Origin of the sequence: Methylobacterium sp. 092160098-2, from assembly GCF_028920805.1 — a bacterium.
GTDB lineage: Bacteria > Pseudomonadota > Alphaproteobacteria > Rhizobiales > Beijerinckiaceae > Methylobacterium > Methylobacterium fujisawaense.
Genome location: NZ_JAQPZJ010000001.1, coordinates 1,897,013 through 1,914,820 on the forward strand (window position 1 = coordinate 1,897,013; position 17,808 = coordinate 1,914,820).

General features: G+C 67.9%; 15 protein-coding genes and 3 pseudogenes. 16 read left to right on the plus strand and 2 right to left on the minus strand.

Going from position 1 to position 17,808, the window contains the following annotated elements:
- Window positions 1–171: 171 nt before the first annotated feature.
- Window positions 172–636 (plus strand): annotated as a pseudogene (locus PQI07_RS09000) (DUF1440 domain-containing protein); the annotation flags it as partial.
- Between the two features lie 53 nt (window positions 637–689).
- Here the strand turns inward: PQI07_RS09000 and PQI07_RS37855 are convergent.
- A pseudogene (locus PQI07_RS37855) lies at window positions 690–794 on the minus strand (IS481 family transposase); the annotation flags it as partial.
- A 459-nt stretch (window positions 795–1,253) separates the two neighbouring features.
- Between PQI07_RS37855 and PQI07_RS09010 the strand changes: the two are divergent.
- The 9 genes and pseudogenes from PQI07_RS09010 to PQI07_RS09050 all read left to right on the plus strand — a co-directional run.
- A complete protein-coding gene (locus PQI07_RS09010) occupies window positions 1,254–2,855 on the plus strand; it encodes a sigma-54-dependent Fis family transcriptional regulator (RefSeq protein ID WP_274926481.1) in 1,602 nt (533 codons plus the stop codon).
- A gap of 211 nt (window positions 2,856–3,066) precedes the next feature.
- Window positions 3,067–3,618, plus strand: a complete 552-nt coding sequence (locus PQI07_RS09015; protein WP_043379212.1) for an OsmC family protein — start codon at window positions 3,067–3,069, stop codon at window positions 3,616–3,618.
- Window positions 3,619–3,676: 58 nt separating this feature from the next.
- The gene (locus PQI07_RS09020; protein ID WP_179697507.1) at window positions 3,677–4,873 is read left to right on the plus strand and encodes an acyl-CoA dehydrogenase family protein; all 1,197 of its coding nucleotides are present in this window, start codon (window positions 3,677–3,679) and stop codon (window positions 4,871–4,873) included.
- The gene (locus tag PQI07_RS09025) at window positions 4,870–6,204 is read left to right on the plus strand and encodes an FAD-dependent oxidoreductase (protein ID WP_179697506.1); all 1,335 of its coding nucleotides are present in this window, start codon (window positions 4,870–4,872) and stop codon (window positions 6,202–6,204) included. The genes PQI07_RS09020 and PQI07_RS09025 overlap by 4 nt, the downstream gene beginning before the upstream one ends.
- A 10-nt stretch (window positions 6,205–6,214) precedes the next feature.
- Window positions 6,215–6,940, plus strand: coding sequence for an MBL fold metallo-hydrolase (locus tag PQI07_RS09030; protein ID WP_274926482.1), 726 nt, complete (start codon window positions 6,215–6,217; stop codon window positions 6,938–6,940).
- Window positions 6,941–7,020: 80 nt separating this feature from the next.
- On the plus strand, window positions 7,021–8,376 hold the full coding sequence (locus PQI07_RS09035; RefSeq protein ID WP_274926483.1) for a CmpA/NrtA family ABC transporter substrate-binding protein: 1,356 nt from the start codon (window positions 7,021–7,023) through the stop codon (window positions 8,374–8,376).
- A 3-nt stretch (window positions 8,377–8,379) separates the two neighbouring features.
- Window positions 8,380–9,219, plus strand: a complete 840-nt coding sequence (ntrB, locus tag PQI07_RS09040) for a nitrate ABC transporter permease (protein ID WP_043759789.1) — start codon at window positions 8,380–8,382, stop codon at window positions 9,217–9,219.
- 8 nt (window positions 9,220–9,227) lie between these two features.
- Window positions 9,228–10,208: an ABC transporter ATP-binding protein gene (locus PQI07_RS09045; RefSeq protein WP_274926484.1), complete on the plus strand. Its 981-nt coding sequence runs from the start codon at window positions 9,228–9,230 to the stop codon at window positions 10,206–10,208.
- Window positions 10,209–10,332: 124 nt separating this feature from the next.
- Window positions 10,333–10,616 (plus strand): annotated as a pseudogene (locus tag PQI07_RS09050) (cyanase); the annotation flags it as partial.
- A 74-nt stretch (window positions 10,617–10,690) separates the two neighbouring features.
- Here the strand turns inward: PQI07_RS09050 and PQI07_RS09055 are convergent.
- On the minus strand, window positions 10,691–11,581 hold the full coding sequence (locus PQI07_RS09055) for a helix-turn-helix domain-containing protein (protein ID WP_274926485.1): 891 nt from the start codon (window positions 11,579–11,581) through the stop codon (window positions 10,691–10,693).
- On the opposite strand from PQI07_RS09055, the gene PQI07_RS09060 reads away from it, so the two are divergent.
- The 6 genes from PQI07_RS09060 to PQI07_RS09085 all read left to right on the plus strand — a co-directional run bounded on the left by PQI07_RS09060 (window position 11,526) and on the right by PQI07_RS09085 (window position 17,802).
- Entirely contained in the window at window positions 11,526–13,004 is a 1,479-nt protein-coding gene (locus PQI07_RS09060) for an NADH:flavin oxidoreductase/NADH oxidase (protein WP_274926486.1), read from the plus strand. The genes PQI07_RS09055 and PQI07_RS09060 overlap by 56 nt on opposite strands.
- Window positions 12,979–13,311 carry a DUF485 domain-containing protein gene (locus PQI07_RS09065; RefSeq protein WP_274926487.1) on the plus strand — a complete coding sequence of 111 codons (333 nt, stop codon included), beginning with the start codon at window positions 12,979–12,981 and terminating at the stop codon, window positions 13,309–13,311. Before PQI07_RS09060 ends, PQI07_RS09065 begins: the two co-directional genes overlap by 26 nt.
- A gap of 12 nt (window positions 13,312–13,323) precedes the next feature.
- Window positions 13,324–14,910 (plus strand): sodium:solute symporter family transporter, encoded by a 1,587-nt coding sequence (locus PQI07_RS09070; RefSeq protein WP_111473522.1) that lies wholly within the window; start codon window positions 13,324–13,326, stop codon window positions 14,908–14,910.
- Between the two features lie 1,313 nt (window positions 14,911–16,223).
- Window positions 16,224–17,117: a hypothetical protein gene (locus PQI07_RS09075; protein WP_274927770.1), complete on the plus strand. Its 894-nt coding sequence runs from the start codon at window positions 16,224–16,226 to the stop codon at window positions 17,115–17,117.
- Window positions 17,114–17,389: a hypothetical protein gene (locus PQI07_RS09080; protein WP_274926488.1), complete on the plus strand. Its 276-nt coding sequence runs from the start codon at window positions 17,114–17,116 to the stop codon at window positions 17,387–17,389. Before PQI07_RS09075 ends, PQI07_RS09080 begins: the two co-directional genes overlap by 4 nt.
- On the plus strand, window positions 17,386–17,802 hold the full coding sequence (locus PQI07_RS09085) for a hypothetical protein (RefSeq protein WP_274926489.1): 417 nt from the start codon (window positions 17,386–17,388) through the stop codon (window positions 17,800–17,802). Before PQI07_RS09080 ends, PQI07_RS09085 begins: the two co-directional genes overlap by 4 nt.
- Window positions 17,803–17,808 lie beyond the last annotated feature (6 nt).

Below are 17,808 nucleotides of genomic sequence, written 5' to 3' on the forward strand. Positions count from 1 at the left end.
AACCTCCGCAATCGACCAAAATCTCTAGGTTAAATCATATTACGATTTTGCAAATTTTTGGTTTAAAACTGTGATACAGGCAGTTGATCGATCCGTTTTTTGGATCTATGTCCGCAAATTTAAGAAGATTGGAATTCCTAGGGAGATTGTACGGACGACATAGAATTACACATGGAGGACAAATTGGGGACAAATTCAAAAAATGACGGTATTTTCGATTACGGATACGCGGCTTGGGCGGGATTCCTGGGCGGAAATCTTTCGAGCTTCGTCAAGTGGGGATCCGAGATCCCTTTCCCGCCCCGGGAGGCCGGCCGCATCTCGCCACCCTTCGCCATCCTCAAAGCGCTTGGCCTGAACGCCGAGGACATGACCTACGTCTTCACCGGTCACGTCATCAATTACGGCGTCGCCCTGGTGCACCAGGGCTTCTCGATCGTCTTCGGCCTGCTCTATTGCCTGCTCGCAACGGCATGCCCGCTCGTGACGCTGGGGCAAGGACTGGCCTTCGGACTGATCATAACCCTCCTGTTCCACGCCATCCTGCTGCCGCTGGGCGGCTGGGCGCCCCAGGTCTGGGACATTTCCGCCCATGAGGTGTTCTCGGAGGTGTTCGGGCACCTGCTCTGGGCTTGGACGATCGAGATCGTCCGGCGTGACATGGTGAGGATGCGGTTCGCGTCAGCGTCCACCTTGGCGAAAGCCAGCTCTGACGTTCGATCGATGGCAACGAACAGGTAGAGGGTGCCATCTCCCGTCCAGACCTCTGCGAGATCGATGTGGACATAGCCGATGACATCATCGGCAAAGCGCGTCGTCTTGCGCTGATCGCCTTTTCGGCCCTTCGCCGCATCGGCCGCCGTCTGCCGAGCTCGCCACGTCTGGCGTCGTCGGGCTGACGCCGCAGCGTCCGGCGGCGGCCCTCACACCGTCTTGACGGCGCTGTCTTGTGCGACGGAGCGCCTCCGTCGTGCGGGCGCTGCCGTGGCGCCTTCGGCCCAGCGCGCATCCCAAGGGATCCAGCACCCGATCTCAGGGGTCTGCCCGCAGCATCGCCGACATGGCGGGGTCCGCGGGAATGTCGGCTTCCGCCGCCTCCGGGGAGGACGGGAGCGGGCCGCTTTCAGCCTTTGCATCGGTTGCCGGTCATCCGGCGCGTCGTCGGGGATGCGGTGCTGGCGTGTCTCGCACCTCTCCTTGCACAGGGCTTGCAGGTTGCCGACGGCAGTCGGGCAACTGAGGTGCGATCAGCCATGGAGGAGCGGGCAGGCAACGCAACGTCGAGCACTTACTGGCGCACGCAGGAGATGTTCCTCATCCAAGAGGTCATGAACCTCGTCGGTAAGGGCCTGCACCTCGACCAGGTCGCCCGCGAGATGCTGCACCTGCTCTCGGAGATCGTCGGGCTCAACCGTGGACGCATCGTCCTGAAGGACCCTGACGGCGCCGGCTATCGCATCGCCCATTCCTACGGCCTGACCCGCGAAGAGGTCGCCCGCGGCCGGTATGCGCCGGGCGAGGGCATCACCGGCCGTGTCATCCAGGATGGCCACCTCGTCATCGTCCAGGACATCGACAATGACCCGGTCTTCCTAGGGCGTGCGGTCGAGCGCGCGCGACTGCCCCGTGGCGCGGTGTCGTTCCTGGCGCTCCCGATCCGGGTCGAGCAGAGAACTGTCGGCGCCATCGCCTGCCACAGGATCCGCCACCGGGAGCGACCGCTCTCCGACGACCTCACCCTCCTTCGCATCATCGCCACGATGGTCAGCCAGTTGCTGACCCTGAACGAGCGGGTCGAGCGGAAGACACGCGCGCTCGAGGAGCACAACGATATGTTGGCTCGCGAGTTGCGCATCAAGCGGGCCCGCTACGGCATCATCGGCACCTCGCCCGCGCTGCTGCGCGCGCTCGTACAGGTCGAGAAGGTCGCGGACGCGACCGCGAGCGTCCTGCTGCTCGGCGAGTCCGGCACCGGCAAGGAACTGTTCGCCCGCGCGCTCCACCTCGCAAGCCCCCGGCGGGACCGGCCGTTCGTCAAGGTGAACTGTGCGGCCATTCCAGAGAGCCTCTTCGAATCCGAACTGTTCGGCCACGAGCGCGGCGCGTTCACCGGGGCGGTCGCGGCACGCGCCGGCTGGTTCGAGCAGGCGAGCGGCGGCACCATCTTCCTCGACGAGATCGGCGAGATGCCGGCGATCCTCCAAACCAAGCTGCTGCGGACCCTGCAGGAGGGGACGGTCGTTCGCCTCGGCGGCAAACGGGAGATCCGCGTCGACATGCGCCTGGTCGCCGCGACCAACCGGGACCTTGCGGCCGAGGTCGCCCACGGCCGCTTCAGGGAGGACCTCTTCTACAGACTCAACGTCATCCCGATCACCCTGCCGCCCCTGGCCGAACGGCGAGACGACATTCCGGACCTCGTGCTGCATTTCCTGACGCAGGCGAACCAGGCCAACCAGCGCAACGTCAACCTGACCCGGTCGGCCGTCGCACATCTCGCGCGCCAGCCCTGGCCGGGCAATATCCGCCAACTCGCCAACTTCATCGAGCGGCTCGTCTTGCTGGCCAGCGAGGGCGTTCTCGACGTCGACGACCTGCAGCCGATGCTTGGGGGCGTGACTGTCTCGGGGGCGGTTGCGCCGGGGCCGGCACGGCACATCGTGCCGTCGGGGGGAGACCCGGTCCATGCGATGGGCGGCCTTCGGCCCTATCTGCCCGCCGACTCGCACGATGGCGCGCAGTTGCGCCTGGCCCTCACGCAAGCGGGTGGCAACAAGACCCGCGCCGCGCAGAGGCTTGGCCTCACCGAGCGCCAGTTCTCCTACCGCTGGCGGAAGCTCCAGCCGAGGGCCTAACCAGCCTCGCCCAAGTCCGACAATGTCGACACAATGTCGACATTCACTGTCGCAACCGGGCGATCAAATTACCGCGGCCCTCACCTAAGAATTTGGAAAACCTGGATTTTCAAAGATAATCACCGGCTCGGCCATCCTGGCATCTGCCTTGCGCAAGTCCTTCCGAGCAGCCCCCGACAATTGCGGGGCTGAGCCGGAAGAGGAACACCAGATGAGCGCGAGCGCCGCCCCGAAGACCGTCACCACCTACCTGCGTCCGATCGACCGCGACGGCCTGATGCAGTTCGCCGAGAAGGGCCGCTGCAATCCCGGCTCGCGCGGCACCAACAAGGTGCACACGGTCGTCGACGGCCAGTACCGCACCCTCAGCTACGTCGGCGACCATGCGCCCGTCGTGGTCGACGAGCCGCTGCATCTGTTCGGCGAGAACACCGCGCCGGCGCCCGGCGAGATCGTGCTCTCCGCCCTCGGCGGCTGCCTCGCGGTCGGAATCACCGCGGTGGCGACCTGGAAGCAGGTGCGCCTCTCCCGCCTGGAGCTCCACCTCGAGGGCGACATCGGCAACCCGGCCGCCTGGGGCGCCGGCGGGGCGGAGAAGAAGCCGGAGGATATGGGCTTTCAGGAGATCCGGGTCGCCGTGACCATCGAGGGCGACGCGACCCGCGAGGCGCTCGACGAGATCGTGCGCCACGCGAACCACTTCTCGCCGGTGGCCAACACCCTGCGCAACCCGGTCCCCTTCAAGATCGGCCTGGCCGATTGAGCGCGTCGGCGGGACCCGGCGGGCCCGCCCCCTTTCCCCTACCTGAGGAGATTGCACGATGTCGAGCGCCCTCGCCCTTCCACCGGCCGGGCCCTCCGTGACGGAGGCGCCGTTCGCGAGCCCGGCCGGCCGCACGTGGACGGACGAGACCGTCCTCGCCGAGACGACGGCCATTGCCGACGGCCCCCTGGGCGCGGCGGCGAGCAAGATCGACCACGGCGCGTACCCGCTCGACATCATGGGCAGGCTCGGAGACGCAGGCGCGCTCGGCGTCCATCTCGACCGGCACGGCGCGCGCGTCGGCCTGGCCATCGCCGCCATGCAGGCGGCGAGCCGGGCCTGCGGCGCCACCGGCTTCCTGATGTGGTGCCACGATGTCTGCGGCCTCTACCTGGAGCGCTCGGGCAACCCGGCGCTCTCCGGCGCATTCCTCGACGACCACGTCGCGGGCCGCACCTTCGGCGGCACGGCGCTCTCCAACCCGATGAAGGCGTTCGCCGGGATCGAGCCGATCCTGCTGCGCGCCCGTCGCGTGCCCGGCGGCTACCGGGTCAGCGGCATGCTGCCCTGGGTCAGCCACATCGGCGCCGGCCAGTACTGCGGGGCCATCGCGGGCGTCCTCGGCGCCGGCGACGCCATCAGCCACGAGATCATGTTCCTGCTGCGCTGCGACCGCGCGGAGCTGCGGCCCTGCCCGCACTTCTCCGGCATGGAGGGCACCAGCACCTGGGGCGTGCGGCTCGACGAGTACTTCGTCGGGCAGGACGACCTGATCGCCGATCCGGCCCGGCCCTTTATCGGAGGGATCCGGGGCGCCTTCATCCTGCTCCAATGCGGCATGGGGCTCGGCGTGGCCGAGGGAAGCCTCGACGCCATGCTGGCGGTTGAGGAGACCCTTGGGCACGTCAACCAGTTCCTCGATGACCGCCCCGACACGGTCGCGGCCGAGCTCGCGGAGCTCCGCGCCCGGGTGATGCGGCTCGCCGAGACGCCCTACGATGGCTCAACCGACTACCTGATCGACGTCCTCGACGCCCGGGCCCAGACCGCCGAGCTGGCCCTGCGCGCGTCGCAGTCGGCGCTCCTGCATCAGGGCGCGCGCGGCTACCTGATGTCGGCGGCCCCGCAGCGCCGCGTCCGCGAGGCGCACTTCGTCGCCATCGTCACGCCGGCGATCAAGCACCTGCGCTGGGAGATGGCACGCCTGTCCCGAGAGGTGGTGCCGAGCGGCACCGGCGTGGGAGGTCGGGCATGACCGTCCTGGAACCCACCGACGGCCTCGGCCCCTGGAAGCAGTTCCTCTGCCGGGCCTGCGGGCTGATCTACGACGAGGGCGAGGGCGATCCCGACAGCGGCTTGGCGCCCGGAACCCGGTTCGCCGACATCCCGGACGATTGGGCCTGCCCGATCTGCGGGGTGACCAAGTCCGACTTCGAACCGTACCGGCGGCGGGCCCCGGTCGCGCCGGTGCCGGCGGCCGCGGCCGCGCAGCGCCGGCCGGGCGTGGTGATCGTCGGCGCCGGTGCCGGGGGATGGGCGGCCGCGGAGGCGATCCGGGCCGAGGACACCCAGGTTCCGATCACACTGGTGACGGCCTGCGGCGGCGACGTCTACCACAAACCGGAACTCTCGGTTGCGCTGGGACGCGGCCTGTCGCCGGACAGGCTGCGTCGGGAGACGGGCGCCGCGGCGGCTGCCCGCCTGGGCCTGCGCCTGATGGCCGACACCGTGGCCGTGGGCCTTTCCCCGGAGCGGCACAGCCTGCGCACCACGCGCGGCACCCTGGGGTACACCGCCCTCGTCCTGGCCCACGGCGCGCGTCCGGCGCTGCCGGCCTGCCTCGACCCGACCCTGTGCTGGCGCGTGAACGACCTCGCGGCCTGGGCCTCCCTGCACGCCGAACTCGCACAGGGCCCCCGTGCCGTCGCGGTGATCGGCGCCGGCATGGTCGGCTGCGAACTCGCGGAGGACCTCGCCCGGGCCGGACACGCCGTGACGCTCGTCGGGATCGGGGCGCTGCCGCTGCCCGAGCTCCTGCCGGACGTGGCGGGCCGCCGGCTCCTGGCCGGACTCGAAGGGCTGGGCGTGCGCTACCGGGCCAACGCCGTCGTGCGCGGCCTCGGCCGCCGGCCGGGCGGCGAGGTCGCGCTCACGTTCGCGGACGGGACGATTCTGGTCGCCACGACGGTGATCGCCGCGACCGGGCTCGCCACGCCCTCGCGGCTCGTGCGCGGTGCCGGGCTCGCCTTCGACCGCGGGATCGTCGTCGATCCGGCGACCCTGCGCACGAGCGGACCCGACATCTTCGCGCTCGGCGACTGCATCAGCATCGCGGGGCGACCCTGCCGCTTCATCGAGCCGATCGCCCGCCAGGCCGAGGCCATCGCCCACGCGATCCTGGGCCGGGAGCATCCGGGCTACGCGCACGCTTTACCCGTCATCCGTCTGAAGACGCGTTCGACACCGATCGCGCTGCACGGTGCGCCGCTCCCCGGGGAGCCCTGGCACATCGTCGAGCACACCGAGAGCCGGCTCGCGATGGAACAGCGGCGCGACGGCGAGGTCACCGCCTGGCTGGCCGCCTGAGGCGCTGACGATGACGAACGATTTTCACGCAACCGATCCCGCCTTGGCGCAGGCGCACGGGCAGGTCGAGGCCAGTCTCTCGGCCACGACCCCGCGCCCCGCCGTGCACGGCCTCATCGACGAACCGACCCATACCGCAACCTTCGCCATGCACGATCCCCGGAGCCGCGCCGCGGCGGTGATTGACAGCGTGATCGCCCAGGTCGGCGAACAGGGCCGGACCGTCGCGTGGATCCTGGAGACCCCCGGCCACGCCGACCCCCTCTCGGCCGCGCCGCACCTCCGGGAGGGTCTTGGCGGCCGGCTCGGGATCGGGTGCGGCATCCTCCAGGTGCAGGACGCGTGCGGCACGCTGTTCAACGCGGGGACTGAGGTCGCCCGCCCAGGCGCCGCGTTCGACCGGTTGTTCGACGAGGGTGACGGCTTCCGTGACGGTCGGGACGGGAGCGTTCGCGATCGCGGGCGTCTCCCGCGTCTACCGCGTCTCCCGCGTCTCCCGCGTCGACTGAGCCCTGGTCCCGGCCTTCGCGGAAGGCGCCGGCAGCGGCCGCTCTGCGCTTCCCCGGCCCTCCGCCCGTGCAACCCGCAAGAGCCCGCTCGACACGGTGCCGGGAAGGCTCATCGGAGGTGCCGGCCTCGCGATGTTGCTCCGGTGATCCGGCACGGCTCGACGCTGCCGAGAGACCGGCACCGGCCCACCGTCTCGACCTTCGCCAGCCAGGCGGGGGGATGCTGATCCAGGCGAAGATTTCATGATGCGGCGCGCTTGGCGCGACAGTTGCTGCGAATTTCAAGACTTCAACGCCGGAGTTCTCGATGGCCCGTTCCGACAATCCTTTTGATGCCCGGCGCAGGCTCGGCGGCTGCTCCTGCGGTGCGCATGCGGACCAAGCCGCGCACGAAGCCTCTCTCCCGTCGGGCGACGCCGCGGTCGTGCGCGTCGTCGAGGCAGCGATGCTGCGGGCGGTGTTCCCGCACGATGCCGGACGCCGCGCCTTCCTGAAGAGCGTCGGCGCCGCGACCGCCGCAGCGGCGGTCGCCCAGTTCCTGCCCACGCAGTTCGTGGCCGAGGCGTTCGCCGAGGCCGGCAGGCCGGAAAGGGCGGATCTCAAGGTCGGCTTCATCCCGATCACCTGCGCCACGCCGATCATCATGGCCAAGCCCATGGGCTTCTACGAGAAGCAGGGCCTGAACGTCGACGTCGTCAAGACCGCCGGGTGGGCGGTGGTGCGCGACAAGACCCTGAACAAGGAATACGACGCCGCCCACATGCTCGCGCCGATGCCGATCGCGATCACGCTCGGCCTCGGCTCGAATCCCGTTCCCTTCGCGGTGCCGGCGATCGAGAACGTCAACGGACAGGCGATCTGCCTCGCCAACAAGCACAAGGACAATCGCGACCCGAAGAACTGGAAGGGCTTCAAACTCGCCATCCCGTTCGACTACTCGAACCACAACTACCTGCTGCGCTATTACTTGGCCGAGCACGGCATCGATCCCGACACCGACGTGCAGCTCCGCTCGGTGCCGCCGCCCGAGATGGTCGCGAACCTGCGCGCCGACAACATCGACGGCTTCCTGGCGCCGGACAACATCGTCCAGCGCGCGGTCTACGACGGCGTCGGCTTCATCCACGTGCTGTCGAAGGAGATCTGGGACGGGCATCCCTGCTGCTCGTTCTCGGTCGCGCAGGACACGATCCGCGAGATGCCGAACGCCACGGCCGCGCTCCTGCGCGCCATCCTCCAGGCGACCGCCTACGCCTCGCGGCTGGAGAACCGCAAGGAGATCGCCGCCGCAATCGCGCCCGCGAACTACCTGAACCAGCCGCTCACCGTCGTGGAGCAAGTCCTGACCGGCACCTACGCGGACGGCCTCGGCAGCGTCAGGAAGGATCCGCGGCGGGTCGCCTTCGACCCGTTCCCGTACGAGAGCTTCGCGATCTGGACGCTGACCCAGATGAAGCGCTGGGGCCAGATCAAGGGCGATGTCGACTACGCCGCCGTAGCGAGGCAGGTCTACCGCGCCACCGATGCCGCCAAGCTGATGAAGCAGGACGGCCTCGCCCCGCCGGAAACCACCACGAAGACGTTCGTGGTGATGGGCAAGCCCTTCGATCCGGCCAAGCCCCAGGAATACCTGGATTCCTTCAAGATCAAGCGCGCGAGCTGAGTCATGCAACGCACCCTGACCCTGCGCGCCGGCATCCTCTCCCTGGCGCTCCTCGCGGTGATCCTACTCGGCTGGCAGGTCGCGGTGAGCGGCACGGCCAAGACCGAGGCGATGGATCCGGAATACGCGGCCCTGATGGGTCAGGCGGCCACCACCGGCAAGTCGGCCATGCCCGGCCCCCTGGATGTCGGGGCGACCATCTGGGGGCACCTGAGTGACCCGTTCTACGACCGCGGCCCGAACGACAAGGGCATCGGTATCCAGCTCGCCTACTCGATCGGGCGCGTGGCGCTCGGCTACGGCTTGGCGGTGCTGGTGGCGATCCCGGTCGGCTTTCTCATCGGCATGTCGCCGCTGATGAGCCGGGCGCTCGATCCGTTCATCCAGATCCTGAAGCCGGTCTCGCCGCTCGCCTGGATGCCGCTCGCCCTCTACACCATCAAGGACTCGGCCCTGTCGGCGATCTTCGTGATCTTCATCTGCTCGCTCTGGCCGATGCTGATGAACACCGTGTTCGGCGTGTCGAGCACGCGGAAGGAGTGGCTCAACGTCGCCCGGACCCTGGAGGTCGGGCCGGTGCGCCGGGCGTTCACGGTGATCCTGCCGGCCGCCGCGCCGACCATCCTCACCGGAATGCGCATCTCCATCGGCATCGCCTGGCTCGTGATCGTCGCGGCCGAGATGCTCGTGGGCGGCACCGGCATCGGCTACTTCGTCTGGAACGAGTGGAACAACCTCTCGATCACCAACGTGATCACCTCGATCTTGGTGATCGGCGTCGTCGGCATGGCCCTCGACCAGCTGCTGGCGCGCGCGCAGCGCCTCGTCACCTTCCCCGAATGAGGCACCCGATGAGCAAGCTGCTTCCCTTCGTGCGGCGCTCCAGCCGTGCCGCCCCCGCTCCCGTTCAGGCCGGGACCAGCCGCATGTCGAACGCAGAGAAGTTCATCTCCATCGAGGGGATCGCGCGCCGCTATCCGGGGCCAGGGGGCAAGACGACCACGATCTTCGAGGACCTGTGGCTGCCCATGCGCCGCGGAGAGTTCGTGTGCATGATCGGGCACTCGGGCTGCGGCAAGACCACGGTGCTCAACATCCTGGCGGGGCTCGAGGCCCCGTCCGAGGGCGTCGTCATCGTGGATGGGCAGGCGATCGAAGGAACCAGCCTTGATCGGGCGGTGATCTTCCAGGGCCACGCCCTGCTGCCCTGGCGCAGCGTGCTCGGCAACGTCGCCTACGCGGTCTCCGCGCGCTGGCGGACGGCGCCCAGGGCCGAGGTCGAGGCGCGCGCGAGGAAGGCCATCGCCACGGTGGGACTGGCGGGCTCCGAGCACAAGCGCCCGTCCGAACTGTCGGGCGGCATGAAGCAGCGCGTCGGCATCGCCCGGGCGCTCTCGATCGAGCCGAAGATCTTGCTGATGGATGAGCCCTTCTCGGCGCTGGACGCGCTGACCCGGGGAACCCTGCAGGACGAGGTCCGCCGCATCTGCGTCGAGACCGGCCAGACGGTGTTCATGATCACACACGACGTCGACGAGGCGATCTATCTCGCCGACCGGATCGTGCTGATGACCAACGGACCCCGAGCGAGGGTCGCGGAGATCGTCGAGAACCCGCTGCCGAAGGACCGTGATCGCACGCAGCTCCACCATGCGCCCGGGTATTACGCCCTGCGCAACCACCTGATCGACTTCCTGGTAACCCGCTCCACGACGCTGCGGGACGCGATGCCGGACGGGTACGACCCGCGCCATCCGCCGGTCGTGCGGCCTTCCCTGAGCGAGGCGGACGCGGCAGCCGGCGCCGCCGAGCCTCCAGCCCGCCGGGCCTGATCCGCGGCCATCGCCCACGCGGCGGGATATCTGCCGCCGGATCGCGCGGAAGGCATCGGCAGTCCCGACGGTAAACCGCTTCGCCCGTCACCCTCGCCCGGTGCGCGAACGCGAGGCGTGACTTGCCGAACTCCTCGGCCTCACGGAGGCGGAAGAGCGAATGCTTAACGAGCCGCTGATCTACCGGTTCTACGAGCGGGTGATGGTCTACGGCACGACCTTCGAGGAGCTGATCCAGGAGGGGTTCGGCGCGGCATCGTGTCGGCGATCGACTTCAACATGGACATGGCCCGCGAGGCCAGCAACAAGGGCGACCGGGTGCGGCTCACCATGTCGGGCAAGTTCCCGCCGCACAAGTCTTGCAGCAACAACGACGACAGGCCGGAATACGGGCTCAAAGAATACTGAAATCAGGTCCGACCGGCGGCTTGCAACGTGGCGTAAATGCTTCCACTACAATTACTGTCAGAACAACTCACAATTTATGATCGACCAATGAGCCTGTAATGTTTCGGTGTGAGCCCGGTCAACCGCCGAAAGGCCGTTGCCAGATGGCTTTGACTGGAGAAGCCCGTATCGAAGGCAATCGCCGTGATGGCAAGGTCGGTCGAGAGGAGCATGGTCTTGGCCCGCTCGACACGGCGTGAGAGGACATACTGGTGAACCGTCGTTCCCCATTGCTTGAGGCACACGCGGGATAGGGTGCGGGGGGATACGCCGATCTCGGCGGCAAGCGCCTCGAGGGAGAGGTCCTCGGCGAGCCGCTCTTCGATCAGGTCGCGGATGCGCCGCATCTCGCCGCGATCCAGCGCATCGTTGTCCAATACCGTCCGTGATGAGCGACCGTTCGCCGTATAGGCCCGGACAAGGCGCACGACCATCGCGTGGACCAGCTCGTCGACATAGAGCGCCGATGAGGCATCGGGCTCCTCCCGCAGGATCTCCAGGATGGCCAGGGCCAGCTGCTCGAGGAGCGGATCAGACGTTCCAAGCGGAATGTCGAGCTCGACCCGTGGCGCCGTCGCACTCCACATCTGGCGCGCGGTCTCGTCGATCAATCCCTGGCGGAGATGCATCGCAAGCATCTCGGAGCGTCCGCGTCTTTGCCACTCGCTCTTGTCGTGGGCGGGGATCAGGTGGAACTGCCGGGGACGCAACGTGCTCGCCTCGGTCGCGCCGCCGCGCCCGATGCGTCTACGGATCTGGGCCGGACGCGCGACGCAGTAGCCGAGGCAGGGATTGCCGACCGGATCGAGCGTCCCCGTCCACGGCTCGACGGCGACGTGCTGCGCGTGAATGTCCCGCCAGCCCCGCCCCGTGCTGCGGGCCAGCGCGATATTCTTCGGCCAGGAGCCGATGTCACGCGTCTGCATCGTCGCGCTCGTCATGTCCCCGACCCTGTCGGCACGTCCCGCCAGCCTCCGCGCTGCACGCTGTCCGGAATCTGTTCGAGCCCGGCCCGAATTTGGAAGAGTGCCGTCCAAAGCTAAGGGCAGTCTAGGGCTTGAACAAGTCATCACTGGCGGACAGCTCGGCATTCGACTGCTCGTTCCGCAACTGTATTGGCTCAATTTCGAGCAGATAGCTCGCTTCTCCGGCAGGATGTTCGGCTGGACGGAGCGTGCGTGGAGAGCGGGCACGATGTCCTCATTGTTCAGCGAACTCCGGGTCCGCGATGTCACGTTGCGCAACCGCATCGCGGTCTCGCCGATGACCCAGTTCTCGTCGCCGGACGGCCTCGTGAACGATTGGCACTTGGTCCATCTGGGCTCGAAGGCGGCGGGCGGCGCCGCGCTCGTGGTGGTCGAGCAGGCGGCCGTGTCGCCGGAAGGCCGCATGTCCACGCAATGCGCGGGCATCTGGAACGACGAGCAGGGTGAAGCCCTGGCCCGGATCGCCCGCTTCGTCTCGACCGTCGGGGCCGTGCCCGGCATCCAGCTCGGCCACACGGGCCGGCGGGGCTGCGTCGAGCCTCCGTGGAAAGGCGGCGGCCATCTGCCGGAAGATCACCCCGACGCGTGGGAGATGATCGGCCCCTCCGCGGATGCGTTCGGCGGGGTCATGCCGCGCATCCCGCGGGCCATGACGCACGACGATATCGCGACCGTCACGCGCCAGTACGCCGAGGCCGCACGCCGGGCGCGGGACGCCGGCTTTCAGTGGCTGGAGATCCACTGCGCGCACGGCTTCCTCCTGTCGAGCTTCTTTTCGCCCCTGGCCAACCGGCGCACCGATGAATACGGCGGCGATTTCGCCGGGCGCAGCCGGCTGCTTGTCGAGGTCTTCGAGGCCGTCCGCTCGGAATGGCCCGAGCGGCTGCCGCTCTCCATGCGGTTCGGCGTGACGGAATTCGCACCCGGCGGCCAGACCATCGACGAGTCGGTCGAACTGGCTCGCCTCCTCGCGCCCCGGGGACTCGACCTCGTGGACGTCTCCTTCGGCGGCAACTCGGGCCGCGCCCAAACGCCGTGGGACGAAGAGGGCTTCATGGTCCCGGCGGCGCAGCGAATCCGCAAGGAGGCGGGGGTCCTGACCGCCGCGAACTGGAACCTGGCTGATCCCGTCTTCGCGGAGTCGATCGTCAGGGAGGGCCAAGTCGACATCGTCATGCTCGGCAGGCCGATGCTCGCGAACCCCCACTGGCCGGTCTACGCGGCGATGGTTCTGGGCGAGGCGCGCCCCTACGACATGCTGCCCGTCCAGTTCAAAACTTGGCTCAACAAGTATCAACGCAGCCGCGTCAACAACGGATTCGGCCACGTGGTCGCCGATGCCGCATCGAAGGCTGCCGAATAAACGCCCGATCCAACATCAACGCGTCGAAGCCGGAGGTCGAACGGTGTCAGCAGAGGAAACACATCTCGAAGTCCCGAAGAACGATCTGCCGCAGGCCCGACTCGGATGGATCATGGCGTGCATTCAAACGGTGATCTACGGCAGCTTCGTCGGCACCTTCATCGTTTCGCCCGCCACCATGACGCGGCCGATCGCGCCCGGGATGGCCGTGACGGTCGCCACCGTCGGCGGCCTCCTCGCCATCCTGTCCACCATGATCCTGACGGGACTCTACGTCCTGCTCGCCAACCGTCTCACCGCGCGCTGAGGAGGCGACCCCATGCGAAGATCCCTATTGGCCACCCTGCTGCTCCTGGGCGCGACCGCCCCGGCGCTCGCGGGCGATCCCGGCGGCGGCCTGAACGCCGCGGCGATCGGAATGTTCGTCGGCATCGTCATCGTGACGCTGGGCATCACCTACTGGGCGGCCCGGCGCGCTCAATCCGCCGATCAGTTCTATGCCGCCGGGGGCCAGATCTCCGGCTTCCAGAATGGCATCGCGCTGGCCGGTGACATGATATCCGCCGGCGCGCTCCTCGGCCTCGCCGGGTTGATCTGCTCCTCCGGCTTCGACGGCCTGATCTTCGCCGTCGGCTACGCGACCGGCCTGCCCTTCGTCGTCTTCCTGGTGGCCGAGAGATTGAGGAAGCTCGGCCGCTACACGGTGGCCGACGTCCTCGCGACGCGCCTGTCGGAAACGCCGATCCGCATCTTTACTGCTATCGCCACCCTCGTCATCGTGATGTTTTACCTCATCGCCCAGATGGTCGGGGCGGGACAGTTGATCCGGCTGCTTTTCGGGCTGGACTATCTCTACGCGCAGATCCTCGTGGGCGCGCTGATGATCTGCTACGTGATGTTCGGCGGCATGGTGGCGACGACTTGGGTGCAGATCGTCAAGGCGACGCTGCTGCTCGCCGCCGGCGTCGCGATCGCGCTGCTCATCCTGGCGCGCTTCGGATTCGACTACGACAGCCTCATCGCCCAGGCCATAGCGGTGCATCCGAAGCACGCGGCCATGATGATGCCCCAGGTCTATTCAGGCAGCGTGTGGCAGTCGATCTCCCTTGGCATGACCCTGATGCTCGGGGCGGCAGGCCTGCCGCATGTCCTGATGCGCTTCTTCACCGTCCCGGATACCCGTGCCGCCCGCGTGTCGGTGTTCTGGGCGGTGATGTGCCAGAGCGGCTTCTTCGCCCTCATCTTCGTCATCGGCTTCGGAGCGCTGGCCATCATAGGCGGGGACCCGGCCTATCTCGACGCCAAGGGCGCCATCCGCGGCGGCGGCAACATGGCCACCGTCCATCTGTCGCACGCTTTGGGCGGCGACACGCTCATGGGCCTCGTCTCCGCCGTGGCGTTCGCCACGATCCTGGCGGTGGTCGCAGGACTGACGCTGACGGGAGCCTCGGCGGTTTCGCACGATCTCTACGCCCGCATCATCGGCCGGGGCCGGGCAACGGAGCGCAGCGAGATCCGCGCCTCGCGGCTCGCCACGGTCGGCCTCGGCATCATCTCGGTACTGCTCGGCATCGCCTTCCAGACCCAGAACGTCGCCTACATGATCAGCCTCGCCTACGCGGTCAGCTGCAGTTCGACCCTGCCGCTGCTGATCCTGGCGCTGTACTGGAGCGGCCTGACGACCCGGGGCGCCATCGCGGGAGGGGTGACCGGGCTCGTCGGCGCGACCGTCCTGACGGTTCTCGGCCCGCCGGTCTGGGTGAAGGTGCTCGGAAACGCCGCACCGATCTTCCCGATCGATCCGCCCACGATCGTGACGATGCCATTGGCATTCCTCACGGCGTTCGTGGTCTCGGCGATGGACCGCAAGTCCGCGCCCGCGGCGGCGATGTCGCCCGCGACCTAGCGCTACTCCTGCGGGGCCTCGCGATCTCGACCGTTGCGAGCCCCCCTTGACGGTTCCGCCATGGGCACGCGCCGGTCAGGCATGGAAGCAATCCATCGCGGAACGATGAAAGGTCCGCGTCCCAAGTATAAGGTTCACAAAGCGGGAATTCTGCTTCCGGCCATGACCGCCGGATCGTGGGCGCTTCAGAATGACTGGGTTGGGTGCTTTCCTGCCCATCGGCTTTCGGCGGCCGAATCCGTAAGTTCGCCCGTTCGCCCGGATCGTGTCGGTCGACGGATGCGCGCCCATTTGGGTCGTCCAAGTCCCCCAAGGCAGTGCCCGAAAGCGGCACGCGACATGACGGCGTGCGCCGGCTTGCGCGCATGACAACGGCAGCCAACCGAGACCAGCCAATATGCCCCACGGATCGTTGCGGGCGGGCCCCTCTGCGCAACGCGAACCTGTCCCATGGTGACGCTTGTCGCCCCAGGACAGGACGGCAGCGTCGAAGATCGAGCAGAATGGCTTTGAGCCGCGCCGTCACACGACGATGGCGTGCACGGTCCGGTCCGTCGGGGCCAAGGTCGAGACTGGTCACGCTTGCTGCCAGGGCCAAAATCCAAGTGCCGGCTCTTCGGCAGCAGCCTCAAGGTGCTTCTGAACCAGCCGAACAGAACTGCACTTGAGACGGGCGAATATTTAGGGATCTCGAAACCAGGAAACATGGACATCGTTCCAGGTCGAGGGTCGTGCGCTTCACCGGCCGGACCGGTAGCGCGCTGAACGCGCCGCGATCGAAAAATGGCGGCTCAAGCGAGGATCTGCGCCCCCGACGCAACGCCGCTCGCCGACGAAGCAAGTCACACGAACAACATTCCAACCGGCCGACCCTCGCCCCCAGTGCGTCCGGTGCGCAGATCCGAGGCGCTGCAGGCCAATCGAAGAGTCCTTCCACCCGCCCTCGACGAAGCGGAATCTTAGCCTCGTCGCCTCAAGTAAAATGGCATTCTGTTTTCTTGAACGACGATATCGTTTGCGCATAAGTTCTTTGCCTGAGGGGACACAAGCGATCTTTTCCCAAAAAATATAAACAATATGATTCTTTATTGGGGCATCACTTCGGATGTCCTTGCTATACCGAGACGACTCGCCGATGCAGTTTGCACCTTCCGCCATCTCTCGCAGAGTCTCATCCCGGCTCGGGGTTCGGCGAGGCTGTCTCGTACTCCTTGCCCCTCTCTCCGCCGAGGCCCTGTCGCCGAGCGCCGTCGAGACCGTCACGGGCGAGGCGGGCCCGCAGACGGATGCCGGCGCGATCGGCGGCGCCCCCCATGGCGGCGTCAAATGGCATGGGCCGCGGGCGCCCGACACGGCCTCGCTGGCTGCGGCGGGGTTGTCAGGCCAACCTGATCTCAGGAGGCACCGGCAGCGCCTGTTCTCGCGACAAGCTCGTCTTCGAGGTCCACGCTCAGCTTGCCGTAGGGAACGGTATCTTCTTCGAGCCGGTGGTCCAGTACGTCGTGAACGGTGACCGGGACGCACGCCGCGCCCAGCACGCTGATGCCGTGGCGAAGTGCGACGCCATCCGCCAGCGCCTCCCGGCCGAGTACCGCCGGCACGCCCTGGCGCTGCGGGGCCTGCTCCGGGACCTCGCCGAAGCGGAGGTGGCCCGCGAGCAGGCCGAGCCCCTGCAGGAGGAGTTCGGCGCCATCCTGCCAGTCGAGGACGAGCTGCGCCGCCTCGTTCACGTCCCCGAGGAGATCGTCAGCCAGGAGACGGTGACGCTCTGGGTGATCGACGGCCGCGTCGAGCCACTCCGACAGGATCAGCAGAAAGACGTTCAGGCCTCAGAGAGAAAGGCCGGCAAGGGGTATCTGTACGTCGGTAGCACCGGCAGCCTCGATCGAACCGGATCGCCGTTGGAGTGCACTCGCCGCCGCTTCACGCGCACCCGCTATCGCGTGGCGATTGCGACGCCGTGGACCGCGGCCTCGCTCCTGAACACCGTGAGCCTGCCGGCCTTCGACGTCCACAGCGAGGACTTCGTGACCGCCGAGCAGTTCCGCAGTCCCCACACCGCCCTCGCGCATCTCGAGCGCGACTTGCCCGAGCCTGCTGAGCTCGCCCGGCCGGTGCTCGAGCGCTTCGAGATGGTGGACGATACCCCGCGCGACACCGAATCCAAGGACCCGTTCGCGTCCCTCCCACTCCGGAGCGTGGCTTGACCCTCGCGGAAATGCACGACCTCGACGCCGCGGACCGCGCGGAGGCTTACCGTCTCCGCCGGGACACCCGGATCGACGCGATCATGGGAGCGCCGGAGGCCGCGGCCGAGGAGCGCCGCCTCGTCGCCTTCGCCTTGGCTCTGCGCCTCGACCTCTCCCCCGACACGGCGGTGCTGCTGCTCCGCGAGGCGCCCGAGTTGCGGACGGTCGACGCGGTGTCCTCCTGGGTCGGGGCGATCCCGGTCCATCCTCATCCGGAGACGCGACATTGACCGATTCCCCCAAACCCGCACCGCAGGCCGAGGCGAGCCCGCCACCGGCCGAGACTTGGGACCATCTGGCCGTGGTCGTGCTCGCCGGCGATCAGGCCGTGTTCTCGATCGACGCGGCCGGCAACATCCAGGTGCCCGCTACCTACGCCCTGCGCTCCGAGGTCGGCGTGGCCCTCGCCCGAGCGTCCGCCGTGCTCGCGGCCCAGCCCGAGCCGAACTCGTCGCAGCAGATCCTGAGCACGGTGTTCCGGCAGCTCGGCGAGATCGACACCGATGCGGCGCGCGAGGCCCTCACCAACCTCGAAGCCGCTGTGAACGGCCAGACCGCAGCGCTTGCAGCCGCGACCGTCGCCATGGGGGCGGCGACCGCCGAGATCGGCTCCTCGATCCCGACCGCCCCCGGAACGCACTGAGGAGCA

Coding starts and splice junctions, on each gene's coding strand:
- PQI07_RS09010 (WP_274926481.1), top strand. CDS start 1,254: ATGGAGGAGCGGGCAGGCAACGCAACGTCGAGCACTTACTGGCGCACG.
- PQI07_RS09015 (WP_043379212.1), top strand. CDS start 3,067: ATGAGCGCGAGCGCCGCCCCGAAGACCGTCACCACCTACCTGCGTCCG.
- PQI07_RS09020 (WP_179697507.1), top strand. CDS start 3,677: ATGTCGAGCGCCCTCGCCCTTCCACCGGCCGGGCCCTCCGTGACGGAG.
- PQI07_RS09025 (WP_179697506.1), top strand. CDS start 4,870: ATGACCGTCCTGGAACCCACCGACGGCCTCGGCCCCTGGAAGCAGTTC.
- PQI07_RS09030 (WP_274926482.1), top strand. CDS start 6,215: ATGACGAACGATTTTCACGCAACCGATCCCGCCTTGGCGCAGGCGCAC.
- PQI07_RS09035 (WP_274926483.1), top strand. CDS start 7,021: ATGGCCCGTTCCGACAATCCTTTTGATGCCCGGCGCAGGCTCGGCGGC.
- ntrB (WP_043759789.1), top strand. CDS start 8,380: ATGCAACGCACCCTGACCCTGCGCGCCGGCATCCTCTCCCTGGCGCTC.
- PQI07_RS09045 (WP_274926484.1), top strand. CDS start 9,228: ATGAGCAAGCTGCTTCCCTTCGTGCGGCGCTCCAGCCGTGCCGCCCCC.
- PQI07_RS09055 (WP_274926485.1), bottom strand. CDS start 11,581: ATGCAGACGCGTGACATCGGCTCCTGGCCGAAGAATATCGCGCTGGCC.
- PQI07_RS09065 (WP_274926487.1), top strand. CDS start 12,979: ATGCCGCATCGAAGGCTGCCGAATAAACGCCCGATCCAACATCAACGC.
- PQI07_RS09070 (WP_111473522.1), top strand. CDS start 13,324: ATGCGAAGATCCCTATTGGCCACCCTGCTGCTCCTGGGCGCGACCGCC.
- PQI07_RS09075 (WP_274927770.1), top strand. CDS start 16,224: ATGGCGGCGTCAAATGGCATGGGCCGCGGGCGCCCGACACGGCCTCGC.